Origin of the sequence: Pseudonocardia endophytica, from assembly GCF_004339565.1 — a bacterium.
In the GTDB taxonomy this organism is placed as follows: domain Bacteria; phylum Actinomycetota; class Actinomycetes; order Mycobacteriales; family Pseudonocardiaceae; genus Pseudonocardia; species Pseudonocardia endophytica.
Window position 1 is genome coordinate 199,183 of sequence record NZ_SMFZ01000001.1, and the last position, 14,728, is coordinate 213,910.

15 protein-coding genes are annotated in these 14,728 nt (G+C 73.8%); 6 read left to right on the plus strand and 9 right to left on the minus strand.

The window, feature by feature from the left end; all coding sequences use genetic code 11:
* The first annotated feature begins 28 nt into the window (after positions 1–28).
* Together EV378_RS00955 and EV378_RS00960 are read left to right on the plus strand one after the other, a co-directional pair.
* The gene (locus tag EV378_RS00955; RefSeq protein ID WP_132420865.1) at positions 29–1,171 is read left to right on the plus strand and encodes a mandelate racemase/muconate lactonizing enzyme family protein; all 1,143 of its coding nucleotides are present in this window, start codon (positions 29–31) and stop codon (positions 1,169–1,171) included.
* A 44-nt stretch (positions 1,172–1,215) separates the two neighbouring features.
* A complete protein-coding gene (locus EV378_RS00960; RefSeq protein ID WP_132420866.1) occupies positions 1,216–4,389 on the plus strand; it encodes an ATP-binding protein in 3,174 nt (1,057 codons plus the stop codon).
* On the opposite strand, the gene EV378_RS00965 is transcribed toward EV378_RS00960, so the two are convergent.
* From EV378_RS00965 to EV378_RS00975, 3 genes are read right to left on the minus strand one after another with little or no spacing between them, the layout of a single operon-like run.
* Complete coding sequence (locus EV378_RS00965; RefSeq protein WP_165922086.1) at positions 4,372–4,881, minus strand: MSMEG_0567/Sll0786 family nitrogen starvation N-acetyltransferase; 510 nt, start codon at positions 4,879–4,881, stop codon at positions 4,372–4,374. The two genes, EV378_RS00960 and EV378_RS00965, sit on opposite strands and share 18 nt — an antisense overlap.
* On the minus strand, positions 4,878–6,005 hold the full coding sequence (locus EV378_RS00970) for an MSMEG_0568 family radical SAM protein (protein WP_132420868.1): 1,128 nt from the start codon (positions 6,003–6,005) through the stop codon (positions 4,878–4,880). Before EV378_RS00970 ends, EV378_RS00965 begins: the two co-directional genes overlap by 4 nt.
* Before the next feature lie 41 nt (positions 6,006–6,046).
* A complete protein-coding gene (locus EV378_RS00975; protein ID WP_132420869.1) occupies positions 6,047–6,727 on the minus strand; it encodes a hypothetical protein in 681 nt (226 codons plus the stop codon).
* Positions 6,728–6,782: 55 nt separating this feature from the next.
* Here EV378_RS00975 and EV378_RS00980 point away from each other — a divergent pair, with 55 nt between their 5' ends.
* From EV378_RS00980 to EV378_RS00995, 4 genes are read left to right on the plus strand one after another with little or no spacing between them, the layout of a single operon-like run.
* The gene (locus EV378_RS00980; RefSeq protein WP_132420870.1) at positions 6,783–7,748 is read left to right on the plus strand and encodes a carbamate kinase; all 966 of its coding nucleotides are present in this window, start codon (positions 6,783–6,785) and stop codon (positions 7,746–7,748) included.
* Entirely contained in the window at positions 7,745–9,307 is a 1,563-nt protein-coding gene (locus tag EV378_RS00985; RefSeq protein ID WP_243653206.1) for a protein FdrA, read from the plus strand. Before EV378_RS00980 ends, EV378_RS00985 begins: the two co-directional genes overlap by 4 nt.
* A complete protein-coding gene (locus EV378_RS00990) occupies positions 9,304–10,446 on the plus strand; it encodes an MSMEG_0565 family glycosyltransferase (protein WP_132420871.1) in 1,143 nt (380 codons plus the stop codon). The genes EV378_RS00985 and EV378_RS00990 overlap by 4 nt, the downstream gene beginning before the upstream one ends.
* A 21-nt stretch (positions 10,447–10,467) precedes the next feature.
* Positions 10,468–10,809: a hypothetical protein gene (locus EV378_RS00995; RefSeq protein WP_132420872.1), complete on the plus strand. Its 342-nt coding sequence runs from the start codon at positions 10,468–10,470 to the stop codon at positions 10,807–10,809.
* Between the two features lie 2 nt (positions 10,810–10,811).
* Here the strand turns inward: EV378_RS00995 and EV378_RS01000 are convergent, their stop codons facing one another.
* The 6 genes from EV378_RS01000 to EV378_RS01025 form a co-directional block, all read right to left on the minus strand.
* Positions 10,812–11,180 carry a nitrile hydratase accessory protein gene (locus tag EV378_RS01000; protein ID WP_132420873.1) on the minus strand — a complete coding sequence of 123 codons (369 nt, stop codon included), beginning with the start codon at positions 11,178–11,180 and terminating at the stop codon, positions 10,812–10,814.
* Entirely contained in the window at positions 11,177–11,755 is a 579-nt protein-coding gene (gene nthA / locus EV378_RS01005) for a nitrile hydratase subunit alpha (protein ID WP_132420874.1), read from the minus strand. The genes EV378_RS01000 and nthA overlap by 4 nt, the downstream gene beginning before the upstream one ends.
* The gene (gene nthB / locus EV378_RS01010; protein ID WP_132420875.1) at positions 11,752–12,420 is read right to left on the minus strand and encodes a nitrile hydratase subunit beta; all 669 of its coding nucleotides are present in this window, start codon (positions 12,418–12,420) and stop codon (positions 11,752–11,754) included. Before nthB ends, nthA begins: the two co-directional genes overlap by 4 nt.
* A gap of 76 nt (positions 12,421–12,496) precedes the next feature.
* Positions 12,497–12,982: an MSMEG_0572/Sll0783 family nitrogen starvation response protein gene (locus EV378_RS01015; RefSeq protein ID WP_132420876.1), complete on the minus strand. Its 486-nt coding sequence runs from the start codon at positions 12,980–12,982 to the stop codon at positions 12,497–12,499.
* Between the two features lie 58 nt (positions 12,983–13,040).
* Complete coding sequence (locus EV378_RS01020) at positions 13,041–13,301, minus strand: hypothetical protein (RefSeq protein ID WP_132420877.1); 261 nt, start codon at positions 13,299–13,301, stop codon at positions 13,041–13,043.
* A gap of 1 nt (position 13,302) precedes the next feature.
* Positions 13,303–14,649 carry an FAD-dependent oxidoreductase gene (locus EV378_RS01025; RefSeq protein WP_132420878.1) on the minus strand — a complete coding sequence of 449 codons (1,347 nt, stop codon included), beginning with the start codon at positions 14,647–14,649 and terminating at the stop codon, positions 13,303–13,305.
* Positions 14,650–14,728 lie beyond the last annotated feature (79 nt).

Consider the following 14,728-nt stretch of genomic DNA (forward strand, 5'->3'; position numbering starts at 1 on the left):
GTGGAACACACCCGAGGAGGGGTCACCCGTGCGGATCGTCGACGTGATCGCGTTCCCGACGTCGTTCCGGCTCGCCCCTGACGAGCAGGTCACGCTCGGCATCGGGACGACCGTCAAGCGGGACGCGGTGATCGTCAAGGTGGTCACCGACGAGGGCGTGGTCGGCTGGGGCGAGGCCCATCACGGCCGTGCGCCGGGCACGGTCGCGCACCTGGTCTCGACGACGGTCCGGGAGCTGGTCGTCGGCCGCGACCCGCTGGACGTCGTCGGCGCGTGGGACGCCGTGTACCGGTCGCAGCTGGCCAGCCACGGCACCGGGGCCGCGGCGGCGATGGCGCTGTCCGGTGTGGACATGGCGCTGTGGGACATCCGGGGCAGGGCGGCCGGGATGCCGTTGTGCGCGTTGCTCGGCGGGGCGCGGCGGCCGGTCCCGGCGTACGCGGGTGGCGTCGCCATGGGGCACCAGCCGCCCGGTGACCTCGTCGCCGAGGCCGTCCCGCTCGTCGAGCAGGGCTACCGCGCGCTGAAGCTGCGGGTCGGCGACCGGCCGGACCGCGACCTGGAGCGGGTGCGGGCCGTCCGCGACGCCGTCGGCGACGACGTCGTGCTGCTCACCGACGCGAACACCGGCTACGACCTCGCCGACGTCCGCGCCGTCACGCCGGAGCTGGAACGCCTGGACGTGGGCTGGCTGGAGGAGCCGTTCCCCGCTCACGACCACCGGTCCTACGCCGCGGCCGCCCGCCTGACCCGGATCCCGCTGGCCGCGGGCGAGAACCACTACACGCGCTTCGAGTTCCACCGGCTCGTCGAGGACGGGGTCCTGTCGGTGCTGCAGCCGGACCTGTCCAAGGCGGGCGGGGTCACCGAGGTCGCCCGGATCGCGGCGATGGCGTCGGCGTGGAAGGTGCCGGTCCACCCGCACTCGTCGATGACCGGACTGAACATGGCCGCGACCATCCATCTGCTCGCCGCGATCGACAACGCCGGATACTTCGAGGCGGACGTGTCCCGTCCGAACCGGTTCCGCGACGAGCTGGTGTCCACGCCGTGGGAGCTCGCGCCGGACGGGACGGTCACCCCGCTGCCGGGGCCGGGCATCGGCGTCGAGGTGGACGAGGACTTCCTGCGCGCCCACCCGGTGATCGACGGGCCGAGCTACGTCCGGTGAGTGGTACGGATCACCCGGACACCTCACCGGGGTACCCTCGCCGGATGGGCGACGGAGCAGTCCGGGTGCAGCTCATCGGCCGCATGGCGGTCGAGGGCGCCCCGCACGGCCCGGTCCCGAGCGGACGGGCCAGCCGTCTGCTCGCCATGCTCGCGGTCCGGCACGGCGAGTTCGTCCCGGCGAGCACCCTGGCCGACCAGCTGTGGCCGGAGCGCCCCCCGGACCGGCCGGACCGCAACGTCGCGGCGCTCGTCAGCCGCCTGCGGCGCTCGCTGGGCCGGAACGCGATCGACGGCGGCCCGCGCGCCTACCGCCTCGTCCGCGGCCCGACGACGGTCGACCTCACCGAGGCGACCGATCTCGTGGCCGCCGCCGAGAGGGAGATGGCGACCCGGCCCGCCGTCGCGCTCGACGACGCCGGCCGTGCCGTCGAGCTGCTCGTGACCGGGACACCGCTGGCAGGTGAACCCGACGACGAGTGGGCCGACCAGGTTCGACGACGGGTGGAGACGGCACTGCGGCGCGCTCGCCGGTGCCGGTGGTCGGGTGCGCTGGCGGTCGGCGACCCGGACGTCGCGATCGACGAGGCGGGCCGCGCGCTGGACGCCGACCCGCTGGACGAGGACGCCTGTCGCGCGCTGATGCGCGCCCACATGCAGCGCGGGTCGACGGCCGCGGCGCTGGGGGCGTTCGACACGCTCCGCGAGGCGCTGTCCGCGCGGCTCGGCGTGGACCCGAGCGCCGAGACCCGCCAGGTCCACCTGGACGTCCTGCGCGGCGACGGCGTCCCGCCCGCCCGTTCCGGGGGAACCGCGCCACGGACGCCGGCCCCGGTCGGGCGGGAGGACGAGTTCGCCCGGCTCGTCGACATGTGGGCGGGCGCCGGGCAGGGACGGCGCTCGATCGCCCTGCTGCACGGCGAGTCCGGGATCGGCAAGAGCACGCTCTGCGAGGCGCTGTGCCGCGAGGCCGCCTCGACCGGCGCGGTCACCGTGACCGCGCGCTGCGCGGAGGCCGAGCGCTCGCTGTACCTGCAGCCGTTCGCGCAGTGCGTGCGCGAGATCGTCGCCCGGCACGCGCCCGGCGCCGCGGACCGGCTCTCCGGCGCCGAGCGCCGCGCGCTCGCCGCGCTCGTTCCGGAGCTGGACCCGGCGGCCGACTCGCCGTCCGGATCCGAGCTGCGGCACCGGCGCACGGTCGAGGCGCTCACGGCGTTCCTGGCGCACGTCGCGCGGTCGAGGCCGCTGCTGCTCGCCGTCGAGGACCTGGAGCACGCCGGGGAGACCACGCTCGAGGTGCTGCACCACCTCGCCGACCGGCTCACCGAGGTGCCGGTGCTGCTCGTGGTCACCGAGAACACGTCGGAGAACCGGCGGAGGGCGGTGGCGCTGGACGACGTCGCCGTCGACGTCGAGGTCGGGCCGCTCTCCCGGGACGCGGTCGCGCGACTGCTGCGCGAGGCCGGGTCGCAGCACGACCTGGACCGGTTCTTCACCTGGACCGGAGGGTCGCCGCTGCTGGTCAGCGAGCTGCTGCGGCACCCGGCGCCGTCCGGAGGCACGGGCCGTGACAGCGGAGCGCCCGACATCCCTGACACGCTGCACGACGCGCTGGCCCGCCGCCTGGCCGGTACCGCGGAGGACGTGCGGGAGCTGCTCGCCCAGGCGGCCGTGTTCGGCCGCGCGTTCACCGTCGACGACGTCGCCGCGCTCGCCCGGATCCCGGTCGAGGAGTGCGCGCACCGCTGCGAGCGGGCGCTGCGCGCCGGGCTCGTCGTCGCCCAGGAGCAGAGCTTCCGGTTCGCGAACGACATCCTGCGCGAGATCATCCACCAGGACACTCCCGCTCCGGTGCGGGTCAGCAGGCACCGCCGCGCCGCTCGCCTGTTCCCGGACCGGCCGGAGATCGCGGCCCGCCACCACGCCGAGGCCGGCGACCACATCGACGCCGCCAGGGCGTGGGGTGACGCCGCGGAGGCCGCGCACCGCGCGTTCGCGCACACCGAGGCCGAGCGGATGCTCAGCCGCGCCGTCGAGCAGGCCGACCTCGGCGGCGACCGCGCACAGGCCGCGCAGATGCGGCTGCGCCGCGGCACGGTCCGCTGCGACCTGGCCCGCCACGAGGACGCCCGCGACGACCACGAGCGCGCCCTGGACCTGGCCCGCGCGCTCGGCGACGAGAGCCTGGAGGCCCGCGCACTGGAGGGTCTCGGCTGGACGGCGCTCTACGCCAGGGACGCGATGGCCGCCGTCGACCTGGCCGAGCGGGCCGGGCACCTGGCCGAGTCCGCCGCCGCGGCGCCGGGGGCACGGCGCAGCTCGCTGCTGCTGCTCGGACGGGTCCGGCACTGGGACGGCGACTACGACGGCGCCACCCGCTCCTACGACGAGGTGCTCGAGGTCGGCCCCGCGGACACCCTGGCCGCGACGGCGACCGCCTACCGCGGTGCGCTGCTGCAGCACATGGACCGGTTCGCCGAGGCGAGGGCCGTGCTGGAACGCGCCGTCGTGCTGTGCGCGCGCACCGGCGAGTTCCGGACACTGCTGCAGAGCCTGTTCTTCTGCGCGCTGGCCCGCGGTGACGTCGGCGACTTCTCCGGCGCCCTGCGCTCGCTCGGCAGGGCCCGCACGTTGATCGACGAGGCGGGCGTCGACTACTACCGCGCCGGCATCGAGACGACGACGTCGTGGGTGTGGCAGGAGCTCGGCGAGATCGGGAGGGCCCGCGAGCACGCCGGGATCGCCGTCGGTCTGGCCCGCCGCGGTGGCGGCGCGCTCGAGCTGGAGCAGGAGCTGCACGCGCTGCTCGCGCTCGCCGACTGCGACCTGCTCGAGGGCCGCGACGACGACGCGGGCGCCGGCGTCGAGGCCGCCGCCCCGCTGCTCAAGGTGTCACTGCCGTTCCGGCCGCGCGCCGAGATGCGGCTGATCGAGATGCAGGCCCGGTGGGAACCGGAGCGGGCCGAGGAGCTGCTCGCCTACGCGCGGCGGTTCCGGTCGGCGAAGTACGAGGCGCTGGCGCTCACCCACCTCGGGCGTGACGAGGAGGCCGCGACGGCGGCCGCCCGGACCGGATCCGATCTCGTCGTGGCGTCCGTCGGCGCGTCGGCGACCCGCGCCGCGGCGCGCGACCGGATCTGCGCGGGCCTGCCGGCCGAGCTGCGGACGGCGTTCGCCGCGAGGGGGCGGCTGGGGACGCCGTCACCCGTCCTGCACTGAGCCCCGCACCGAGCCCGGCAGCTCGATCGTCATCGCGACGTGCGGCAGGCCCGCGTACGTCTCGGTCCCGACGGCGGTCCAGCCGAGGCGCTCGAAGAACCGCCGGTTCGGCACCTGGACGTGGGCCAGCATCCGGCTCCCGCCGAGCGCGCCCGCCGTGGCCACGGCGAACCGCACGAGCGGCCCGCCCGCGCCTGCCGAGCGCCGGTCGGACAGCACCGCCAGCCGGTCGCCCTGCCAGAGGCCGGCCTCGTCGGAGGAGCCCAGCGGGTAGAGGCGCACCGTTCCCACCGCGGCGTCGTCGGCGAACGCCAGCACGTGCAACACGTCCGGCCGCGCGTCCACCGCGTCCACATCGGACTCCGGGAACACCCCCTGTTCCCCGACGAACACGGAGTGCCGGATCCGGTGATGCTCGGCCAGCTCGTCCGCACCGGCGACCACCCGGCAGGTGATCTCCCTCGTCGACGGGCGCTCGGTCGCGCGGGTCACGACAGCCCCGCCGGGCGGGGCCCGATCTGCAGCAGCGTCTTGCCGCCGACCTGGCCGCCCCGCTGCACGGCGTCGATCGCCGAGCAGGCCTGGCAGCGCGCGCAGCCGGCCACGGCGTCGTCGGAGCTCATGCCGCGCAACGTCATGTGGTCCGCGACCCGCTCATAGACGTCCGCGCTGTACTCCGCCGACGGCGCCGGCACGTGTTCCATGAGAGAGCCCGCGACCGGGCGCAGCGGCACGACGAACGGGTACACGCCGATGTCCACCGCGCGACGGCAGCCCTCGACGGTGACGTCCGGGTCCTCGCCCATCCCGAGGATGACGTAGGTCGACACGCGGCCGCGGCCCCACAGCGCGACGGCCCGCTCCCACGTCCGGAAGTACGTGTCGATCCCGGTGCGCGCCTTGCCAGGAGCCACCCGCGCCAGCACGTCGGGATCGAACGACTCGATGTGGATGCCGACGGCGTCGGCCCCGCCCGTCGCGTGCACCTCGTCCAGGATCGCGAGGTCTCGCGGCGGCTCGAACTGGATCTCCACCGGAAGGCCGCTGGCGTCCTTCACGGCACGCCCGCAGCGGGCCACGTAGCGGGCGCCGCGGTCCGGGGCGGTGGAGCTGCCGGTGGTCAGCGTGACGTCGACGGCACCGTCCAGATCCCGTGCCGCCACGGCGACCTCGGCGAGCTGCTCGGGCGTCTTCTTCGCGATCGTCGCGCCGGAGGCGAGCGACAGCCCGATCCCGCAGAACCCGCACTGGTCGGACGTGTTCCAGTAGTTGCAGGCCTGCACGACCGTGCTGGCCAGCGAGTCCAGGTGCAGCAGCGCGATCTTCGAGTACGGCGTGCCGTCGGCCGTGGTGAGGTCGTAGAACCGCGGGCGACGCGACCGGGAGACGCCGGCCAGGCGCTCACCGTCGCGGTAGACGCCGTTGCCGCCGCCGTCCTCGAGCTTGAGCACGTACGGCGAGCGCGCGTCCGTCGGCACCGTGACCGGACGACCGTCCAGCCAGATCATCCCCGAGTCGGTCGGCCCCGCGCCGCCGGTCCGGGTCTCGACCGCGGTCTCCACCCGCAGGCCGTGGCTCTGCAGGGCGGCGACGAGCTCGCCGAGGTCGTCCGTCATGTGTCCTCCGCCGATCCGACATTCACCTTAGGATACGTTCATCAGCTATCGGAACCGTCGCGGTCGCGCGTGTCAAGACGCTCCGAGATCTCGCGGCGGCGGCGCTCCCGGTCGGCCTCCCACTCGGCCGTCGTCGCGAACGCGGTGTCGACGCCGTCCGGACCGGCCAGCGGCTCACCGGACACCGTGTCGAGCACCATCTCGGAGATGCGGAACGGCTCGTCGCCGAGGTACGGATCGGCCGTCGCGACGATCGTCGTGCCGGTCGCGAGGTGCATCTCGGCCACCCGCGTCGCCGACCGGTCCACCTCGACCCACGTGAGCCCGTCGGCACGCGCGGCGGCGATCCGCTCGGCGCGCCGCCACCGGGCCCGCGCGGCCGCCAGCTCGTCGCCGCGCAGCGAGCACGCGGCGGCCAGCAGCTCCGGCTGGACCACCGCGCGCTCCCCCGTCGCGCCGAGTCCGGACAGGAGCGCCGACGGCGCCGCCTCGAGCGCGACGAGCTCCTCCAGCGAGCCGGCGTGCTCCCGCAGGGCGTCGACGATCTCCCCGACGGCCTGCGCGGCGAGCTCGTAGGAGGCGCCGTCGGACAGCGCGATCGGCCACAACCGGTCCCCGGCGGCCCGCCATCGACGGCGCGCGTCGGCGATCCGTGGGTCCTCGTCGGTCACGCCGAACGCCGCGGGCAGCTGCACCGTGTCCTCCTGGTTCCCGAACCGCACATCCGTCCACTATAGTAAATGGGGTGGCGGATCGTGGATACCCGGTGAGCGGCTGATGCCGAAGACAGCAGTCGTGGCGCTGGGCGGCAATGCCATCACCCGGAGCGGCCAGTCGGGCACGTACGAGGAACAGGCGGAGAACGCGCGCGCGATGGCCCGCGCCGTCTGCGCGTTGCGGGACGCGGGCTGGAACGTCGTGCTCGTGCACGGCAACGGTCCGCAGGTCGGCAACCTGGCGATCCAGCAGGAGGAGGCGGCAGGCATCGTCCCCGGCCTGCCGCTGCACTGCGTCAACTCGATGACCCAGGGCCAGCTCGGCAGCATCATCTCGCTGGCGCTGCTTGCCGAGGGGCGCGGGCGCCTGACCGGCGTCGTCTCCGTGGTCACGCACGTGATCGTCGACCCGGACGACCCGGCGTTCGGGAAGCCGACGAAGCCGGTCGGGCCGTTCTTCACCGAGGAGCAGGCGAACGCGCTCGCGGCCGACCGCGGCTGGCAGATCGTGCGCGACGGCGACCGCGGGCACCGGCGGGTCGTGCCGTCGCCGAAGCCGGTCGGCATCGTGGAGGTGGACGCGATCCGCGCGCTGATCGACCAGCACATGATCGTCGTTGCGGGCGGTGGCGGCGGGATCCCGGTGATCGCCGGGGACCGCGGCCTGGAGGGCATCGACGCGGTGATCGACAAGGACTTCACGGCGCAGCGGATCGCGACGTCGGTGAACGCGGAGGCGCTGGTGCTGGTCACCGAGGTGCCGAAGGTGCAGCTGGACTTCGGCAAACAGACCCAGCGGGCGCTCACGGAGATGACCGTGAACGACGCGCTGCGCCACCTCGACGACGGGCAGTTCCCGGAGGGCAGCATGGGCCCGAAGGTCCGGGCCGCGGTCCGGTTCGTCCGGGAGGGCGGCACCACCGCCGTGATCACCACGGCGGAACGGGCCGGTCCGTCGCTGGACGCCGGGGACGTGCTCCCCGACACCGAGGTCGGCACCCGGATCGTCGCGACGGCGCGCCGGTGACCGCCGTCGTGCGGCTCGTCCGCGACACCTACCTGGACTCCGTCGTCCAGCTCTCCGGAACCCGGGCGATGAATGCCGTCGACGGCGTCGACTGGGCGGCCGCGGCGATGGCGACCGAGGCGAACCTGGCGACACTGACCGAGCAGGGCTTCGACCCGTCCGACTGGTCCGGCGCGACGGCAGGCGACCTGGTCCTGGCCGTCCGCGCGGACACCGACGACACGGCGGCCGCGGCCGAGCAGGCCGGGCGGGACGCGATGTTCGCCGCCCGCCCGTCGACGACCGGCGATCAGGTCGAGGCCGACCCGCCGTCGGTGCAGGACGCCGTCGGCCGGCTGCCGGGCAGCTCCGTGGCCGTCATCTCGGTGCCCGGCGACTACGCGGCGCTGGAGACGCACAAGGCGCTCTCCGCCGGCCTGCAGGTGCTGCTGTTCAGCGACAACGTCCCGATCGACGACGAGGTGGAGCTCAAGGAGCGCGCGACCGAGCTCGGCCTGCTCGTGATGGGCCCCGGCGCCGGCACGGCGATGCTGGGCGGCACGTGCCTCGGGTTCGCGAACGTCATGAACGACCCGGCGCAGCGCGAGCACACGGTCGCCGTCGTCGCCGCGGCGGGCACCGGCGCGCAGGAGGCAGCCGCACTGCTGGACCGTTTCGGCGTCGGTGTGACCGACGTGATCGGCCTCGGCGGGCGCGACCTGTCGAAGGCCGTCGGTGGTCCGATGGGACGGCTGGCGGTGCGGTCGCTGGCCGCGGCGGGCGACGTGGACGCGATCCTGCTCGTGTCCAAGCCGCCGGACCCCGACGTCGCACGCTCGGTGCTGGCCGAGACCGGGTCCACTCCCCTGGTCGCGTCCCTGATCGGGCTGTCGGACGCCGGCTCCGCCGACGAGGACCCACCGTCCGTGAGCCGTGCGTCCACCCTGGAGGGTGGCGTGCTGGAGACGCTCCGCCGCCTCGGGCGTCCGGTGCCGGACACGTCGGCCGGGCTCGCCGCCCGCGTCGACGAGGTGGTGCGCGACCTCCCCGCCGGGCGCACGCTCGTGCGCGGCCTGTTCTCCGGCGGCACGCTCTGCTACGAGTCGCTGGTCCTGCTCGAGCGCGCGCTCGGGCCGGTGTACTCGAACACGCCGATCGACAAGTCGCACGGGCTGCCCGCCCCGGAGGGCGCGCACGTCTGCCTCGACCTCGGCGAGGAGGAGTACACCCAGGGCCGCCCGCACCCGATGATCGACCCGGAGGCGCGCGTCGAGCACCTGCGGGCCCAGGGCGCGGAGCCGGACGTGGCGGTGATCCTGCTGGACGTCGTGCTCGGCTACGGCGCGCACCCGGACCCGGCGGCCGAGCTCGGTCCGGTCTGCCGGGACATCATCGCGGGCGGCGGGCCGCGGATCGTCGTCTACGTGCTGGGCACCGACAAGGACCCGCAGGGCTTCGAGCGCCAGCGCGCCGCCTTCACCGACGCCGGGTGCGTGGTCGCCGAGACGGCCGCACGGGCATCGCTCGCGGCGGCAGCGATCGCCTTGCGGGACAGCTCGATCGTCGGGCAGCAGCTGTGAGCGGCGACGGTCTCGCGCTCGTCACGCACTCGACGTCGCCGCGCGGCGGGATGCTGCACACGATGGCGCTCGCCGAGGCGCTGCACGCGGCCGGGCGCCCGGTGCACCTGGTCACCCAGGGCGAGCGACTGCACCGTCCGCTCGCCGTCCCGCACACGGTGCTGCCCGCGCCGGACCGGTCCGGGACGCTGTCCGACCGCGTGTTCGCCTCGATCGACGCGCTGGCCGGGGCGCTGAGCGGGCTCGCAGGGGAGTTCTCGGTGCTGCACGCGCAGGACTGCATCGCCGCCCGCGCGGCCGCCCGTGTCCGCGACGCCGGCGCGCCGGTCTCGGTCGTGCGCACCGTCCACCACGTCGACGACTTCACGACGCCCGCGCTCGTGCACTGCCAGCGCGCCGCGATCGAGGAGCCGGACCGCGTGCTCGTGGTCTCCCGGCAGTGGCGGCGGATCCTGCGCGACGAGTACGGCGTCGACGCCGACGTCGTCCCGAACGGCGTGGACACCACCCGGTTCGCGCCGGTCACGCCGCGGCGGCGGTCCTCGCTGCGGGCGTCGGTGGGCGCCGACGACCGGTTCCTGTTCCTGTCCGTGGGCGGGATCGAGCCGCGCAAGGGCACCCGCTTCGCGTTCGAGGCGCTGGCGCGCATGGACCCGCGCCCGGTGCTCGCCGTCGTCGGCGGCCACTCGTTCCAGGACTACGCCGCCTACCGCGAGGAGACGCTGGCCGCGCTGCCGTCGCTCGGGCTCGAGCTGGGTCGCGACGTGATCCTCCTCGGCACCCTGTCCGAGCAGGACCTCGGCGACTGGTACGGCAGTGCGGACGCGCTGGTGTTCCCGTCGGTCAAGGAGGGCTGGGGGCTGGCCGTGCTGGAGGCGATGGCGGCGGGCCTGCCCGTCGTGGCCTCCGACCTGCCGGTCTTCCACGAGTACCTGACCGACGGGCGGAACGCGCTGCTGCCCGCCGTCGCGGACCCGGAAGCGCTGGCCGCGGCCATGACGGCCGTGGCGGGCGACGAGTTGCTGCGTGGCCGGCTGCGGGCCGGCGGCCGGGCGACGGTGCCGCGTTTCACCTGGGAACGCAGCGCCCGGCGCCATCTGGAGATCTACGACGAGCTGACGACCGCCGCGGTCGGCTGACCTCGCGGTTACCGTGGAGCGATGGACCTGCTGGCCTGGTGGGTCGTCGCGACCGTCGGCGACTCCGTGTCCCGGCCGTTCCCGGCCGGGGAGAAGCTCTGGGTGCTCCCGCCGCAGTGGGGCGACGGCCGCTCGGACACCGTGCTCGTCGTCGGCAGGCGGGCCGGGGCCCCGGCGAACGGCCTGATCCGGACGGTCGTCCCGCGGCAGGACCTGGCCGCGTTCCGGGTCGGCGGCGTCTACAGCACGGACGTGCTGGACCGCCTGACCCAGCCGATCACGCTCGGCTGGCCCGCCCGCATGTGGGAGAGCCGCGACCAGGCGGCACGCGCCGCAGCCCTCTGGAACTCCTCGGCCGCCTGAGCTCAGTGGCCGTGACCGTGCCCGTGCTCGTCGTCGCGGTGGTCGTGCCCCGCGGGGCGGTCGGCGAGCGCCGACGAGCGCGACGCGACGTCGTCGGAACCGAGGCTGCCGGATCCGACGAGCACGTCCTCCAGCGCGGCCAGCCAGTGGTCGTAGTAGCGGAAACCCGGGTCGTCGATCCCGTGCTCGGCCTCCCACCGTCCGATCCGCGCGATCAGCCGGTCCCGGAACGCGTCCCAGGTGAACGCGCCCGCGTCGGACAGCGTGACGGCCATGCCGAACGCGCGGCTCTCCCACGGCTCGGCGAACACGAGCTCGCCGTTGCTGCGCGGCGGCGCGGCGGCACCCTCGACGTCCAGTGCCACGCTCACGCCTGCACCTCTGCCACGCCCACCATCGCGTCGCGCGTGACGATCCCGGCCAGGCGCTCGGCGTCCCAGTCCTCGGTCCCGGCGGGGCGCTGCGGCAGGATCAGGTAGCGGACCTCCGCGCTGGAGTCCCACACCTCGATCCGCTTGCCGTCGGGCACGTCGAGGCCCATCTCGTGCAGCACGGCACGCGGCTCGCGCACCACCCGCGAGCGGTAGGCCGGGTCCTTGTACCAGCTCGGCGGCAGCCCCAGCACCGGCCACGGGTAGCAGGAGCAGAGCGTGCAGACGACGACGTGGTGCACCTCGTCGGTCTGCTCCAGCACGACGATGTACTCGCCCTGTGGACCGGAGAAGCCCATCTCCTTGATCGCCGCGGTGCCGTCGGCCAGCAGCTGCGCCTTGTAGTCGGGGTCGGTCCACGCACGTGCGACGACCTTCGCCCCGTTCATCGGGCCGACGTCGTTCTCGTAGTTCGAGATGAACTTGTCCATCACAGCGGGGTCGATCATCTCCCGCTCGACGAGCAGTTGTTCCAGCGCCTCCGTGCGCAGGGCCGGAGAGATGCGGTCGGTCATGCGGCGTTCTCCAGGTAGGACTCGAACAGCTCGACGTTCAGGGTGAAGTCCTCGGCGTCGTCGCCCCACAGCTCGCGCGAGGAGAACGCGACGGTGTAGACGTGCTGGGCGTTCTCGCCCTCGAACACCGCGTGCGTGTCCGGCAGCACGTGGGCCGGGCGGATCGCCGTGACCGTCCCGGTGCGGCGCCGGGCGTAGCCCACGAGCTTCGTCGGCCCCGCCGGGTGCAGGTCCTTCGTGCGCACGGTGTCCCCGACGGCGAACGCGGGCGGGTCCTCGATCTCGCGCAGCGAGCCCGCGGCGGTCGGCTTGTAGTCCGGCTTCTGCGGCTCCGGGAACGCCGGTTCGGTGACGTCCTCTCCGCTGTTGCGCCGGACGCGGGCGTCGACGGCGCCGGGCTCGAGGATCCTCGAGTCGGTGAGCATCAGCTCGGCGGCGTTCAGCCAGCGGCCGTAGTAGCCGTCGGCGAGGTAGTCCAGCGGGTGCAGGCGCCCGAGCGCGTACCGGAAGGCGTCCAGGTTCTGCCCGGAGATCCGGCCCATCGTCAGGACCGTCATCGCGAACGCGCGGCCCTCCCACGGCTCGGCGAACGGTGGCTCACCGGCCTCCGGTGGCGACGCCGTGCCGAACCCCTGCATGCCGCCCATGTCGGCGATCGAATCCACCGTGTGCGTCCCCTCCGCGGGAAGTGTGCGGCCGGGCGGCGGGGAGCATCCCGCCGCCCGGCCGCGGGTCGTCGGCTCAGACGGTCCAGGTCTGCATGACCAGCGCGCCCTCGCGGCGGGCCGTCAGCTGCGCGTCCAGGACGTCCAGCGGGTTGATCGGCTTGACGCCCTCCATCATGTCGACCTCCCGCATGCCGTAGAGCATGGCAGCGGAGAACCGACAGGCGTAGACCTTGCCGCCCTCACCCATGAACGTGGTGAGCTGCTTGTTGTAGCCCAGGGCGCCGGGGAACGCCTCGTCGCCGACGGTCGGAAAGCCGCGGGACGCCGACGCCATCAGCGACCCGGGTCCGAACAGGACGATGCTGGTCTCGAAGCCCTTCCGGTTGATCCGGGTGGCGGTCAGCATGTTGACCAGACCGACCGAGCCCTCGAACGGCACGGTGTGCATGAAGATGTAGGCCTTCTCGCCGGACTCCGCCTGGATGTCCTCGAAGACCTTGTCCTCGTAGTCGACGATCGCGTCGCCCTTCTTGACCCGCTCGCCTACGACCTGAACCACGGTGGTTCTCCTTCGTCTCGGGTGTCACTGCACTTCAGGTGAGCGGGTGCCCACCACGTCATACGGCCGGGCCCTTGGCCTTCGGCGGATCCGCCCACGTCTGGCGGTGGCTGCCGGGCATGGCGCGCAGGATCCTGTGGCGCAGCGGCCACGGCAGCGCGCGGTAGACCGGTCCGAACACCCGCCGCCAGAACAGCTCGACCGGCCCGTGCGGCGGCGCCGGCCGCCGGGTGCCCGGGTAGCGCCTGGCCAACTGCTCGTGCGCGCCGACCATCAGGTAGTGCTGCGAGTTCTCGCGCAGCCACTTCGAGAACGCCATCTCAGAGCTTCCCGGCCTTGCGGAGCTCGTCGAGGCCGTTGGTGGCGGCGACGACGATCGGCTCGTTCAGCGCGCCGATGGCGGGCGAGTAGACGTTCTCCATGGCGGCCAGGTCGTGGAACGTGAAGCCGAACTTGACGGCCATCGCCAGGAAGTCCGCCCGCTCCTTGATCCCCTCCTGGCCGACCATCTGGGCGCCGATCAACCGCAGCGAGCCGGGCTCGGCGAGCAGCTTGACCTTCACCGGCTTCACGCCCGGGTAGTAGCGGGCCCGGGAGATGCCCTGTGCCTGCCCGACGACGTACGGGATGCCCAGCGCCGTCGCCGTCGTCTCGCCGAACGACGCGCCGCCGATCACCCACTTCCCGGCCGGCGTCCCCCACGGCACGTAGACCGCCTTGTACGTGCGCGACCCGCCGCCCGCGTTGTTCCCGCCCGCCTTGCCCTGGGCGTACGCGTGGCTGCCGGTCAGCCCCTGCAGCGGGACCCTGGTCAGGCCGTGCGGGATCTCGGTGCAGTCTCCGACGGCGAACACGCCGGGCGCCGAGGTGGCCATCCGCTCGTCGACGATGATCCCGCCGGTCGAGCCGATCTTGAGGCCGGCGTCCGCGGCGAGGCGCGCGTTGGGGACCTTGTGCGTCGCGACGACGACCAGGTCGCACGGGATCTCGCCGTCGCTCGTGTCGACGGCGGAGACCTTTCCCTGGCCGAGGAAGCCCTTGAGCGTCGTGTTGAAGTGGGCCTTCACGCCCATCTCGGTCCACGACTCCTCGACCGGCGCCATGATGTCCGGGTCGGCCATCTCGGCCAGCGGCCACGGGTTCGGGTCGACCAGGTGGGTCTCGATGCCACGGTGCGCCAGCGAGGTGGTCATCTCGGTGCCGAGCGGGCTCGCCTCGATCACCACGGCCGTCTTCACGGAGTCCAGGACCTTGTCCCACTCCATGGCCTTGCGGATGTTCTTGACGTAGTAGAGGTTCTCCAGGTCGCCGCCCGGCACGCCGGGGTCGGCGTAGTCGAACCCGGTGGCCAGGATCAGCGTGTCGTAGGAGACCCGGCCCTCGCCCTCGACGGTGACCGTCTTCCCCTTCGGGTCGATCGCCGTCACGGTCGTCTCGTAGTGGACGTCGATGCCGGCCTTGACGTACTGCTCCTTGGTGGCCAGGAACAGCTTCTCGAAGTCCGAGATCTCCTTGCCGTGCACGTACGGGATTCCGCACGGGCTGTAGGCGACGTCCTCGAACTCGGTGTAGACGACGACCTCGGCCTCCGGGTTCGCCGCCTTCACTCCACCGGCGGCGCCCAGGCCACCGGCCCCGCCACCCACGATCACCGTCTTGTGCGGCACGAAGACCCCTTGTCAGTCGCCGACTACGATGGGCCGGCTGTCAGCCGGTGTTGCACGCCTCGCCCGAGGTCGCTCACCA

Coding starts and splice junctions, on each gene's coding strand:
- EV378_RS00960 (WP_132420866.1), top strand. CDS start 1,216: ATGGGCGACGGAGCAGTCCGGGTGCAGCTCATCGGCCGCATGGCGGTC.
- EV378_RS00970 (WP_132420868.1), bottom strand. CDS start 6,005: ATGACGGACGACCTCGGCGAGCTCGTCGCCGCCCTGCAGAGCCACGGC.
- EV378_RS00980 (WP_132420870.1), top strand. CDS start 6,783: ATGCCGAAGACAGCAGTCGTGGCGCTGGGCGGCAATGCCATCACCCGG.
- EV378_RS00995 (WP_132420872.1), top strand. CDS start 10,468: ATGGACCTGCTGGCCTGGTGGGTCGTCGCGACCGTCGGCGACTCCGTG.
- nthA (WP_132420874.1), bottom strand. CDS start 11,755: ATGACCGACCGCATCTCTCCGGCCCTGCGCACGGAGGCGCTGGAACAA.
- EV378_RS01020 (WP_132420877.1), bottom strand. CDS start 13,301: ATGGCGTTCTCGAAGTGGCTGCGCGAGAACTCGCAGCACTACCTGATG.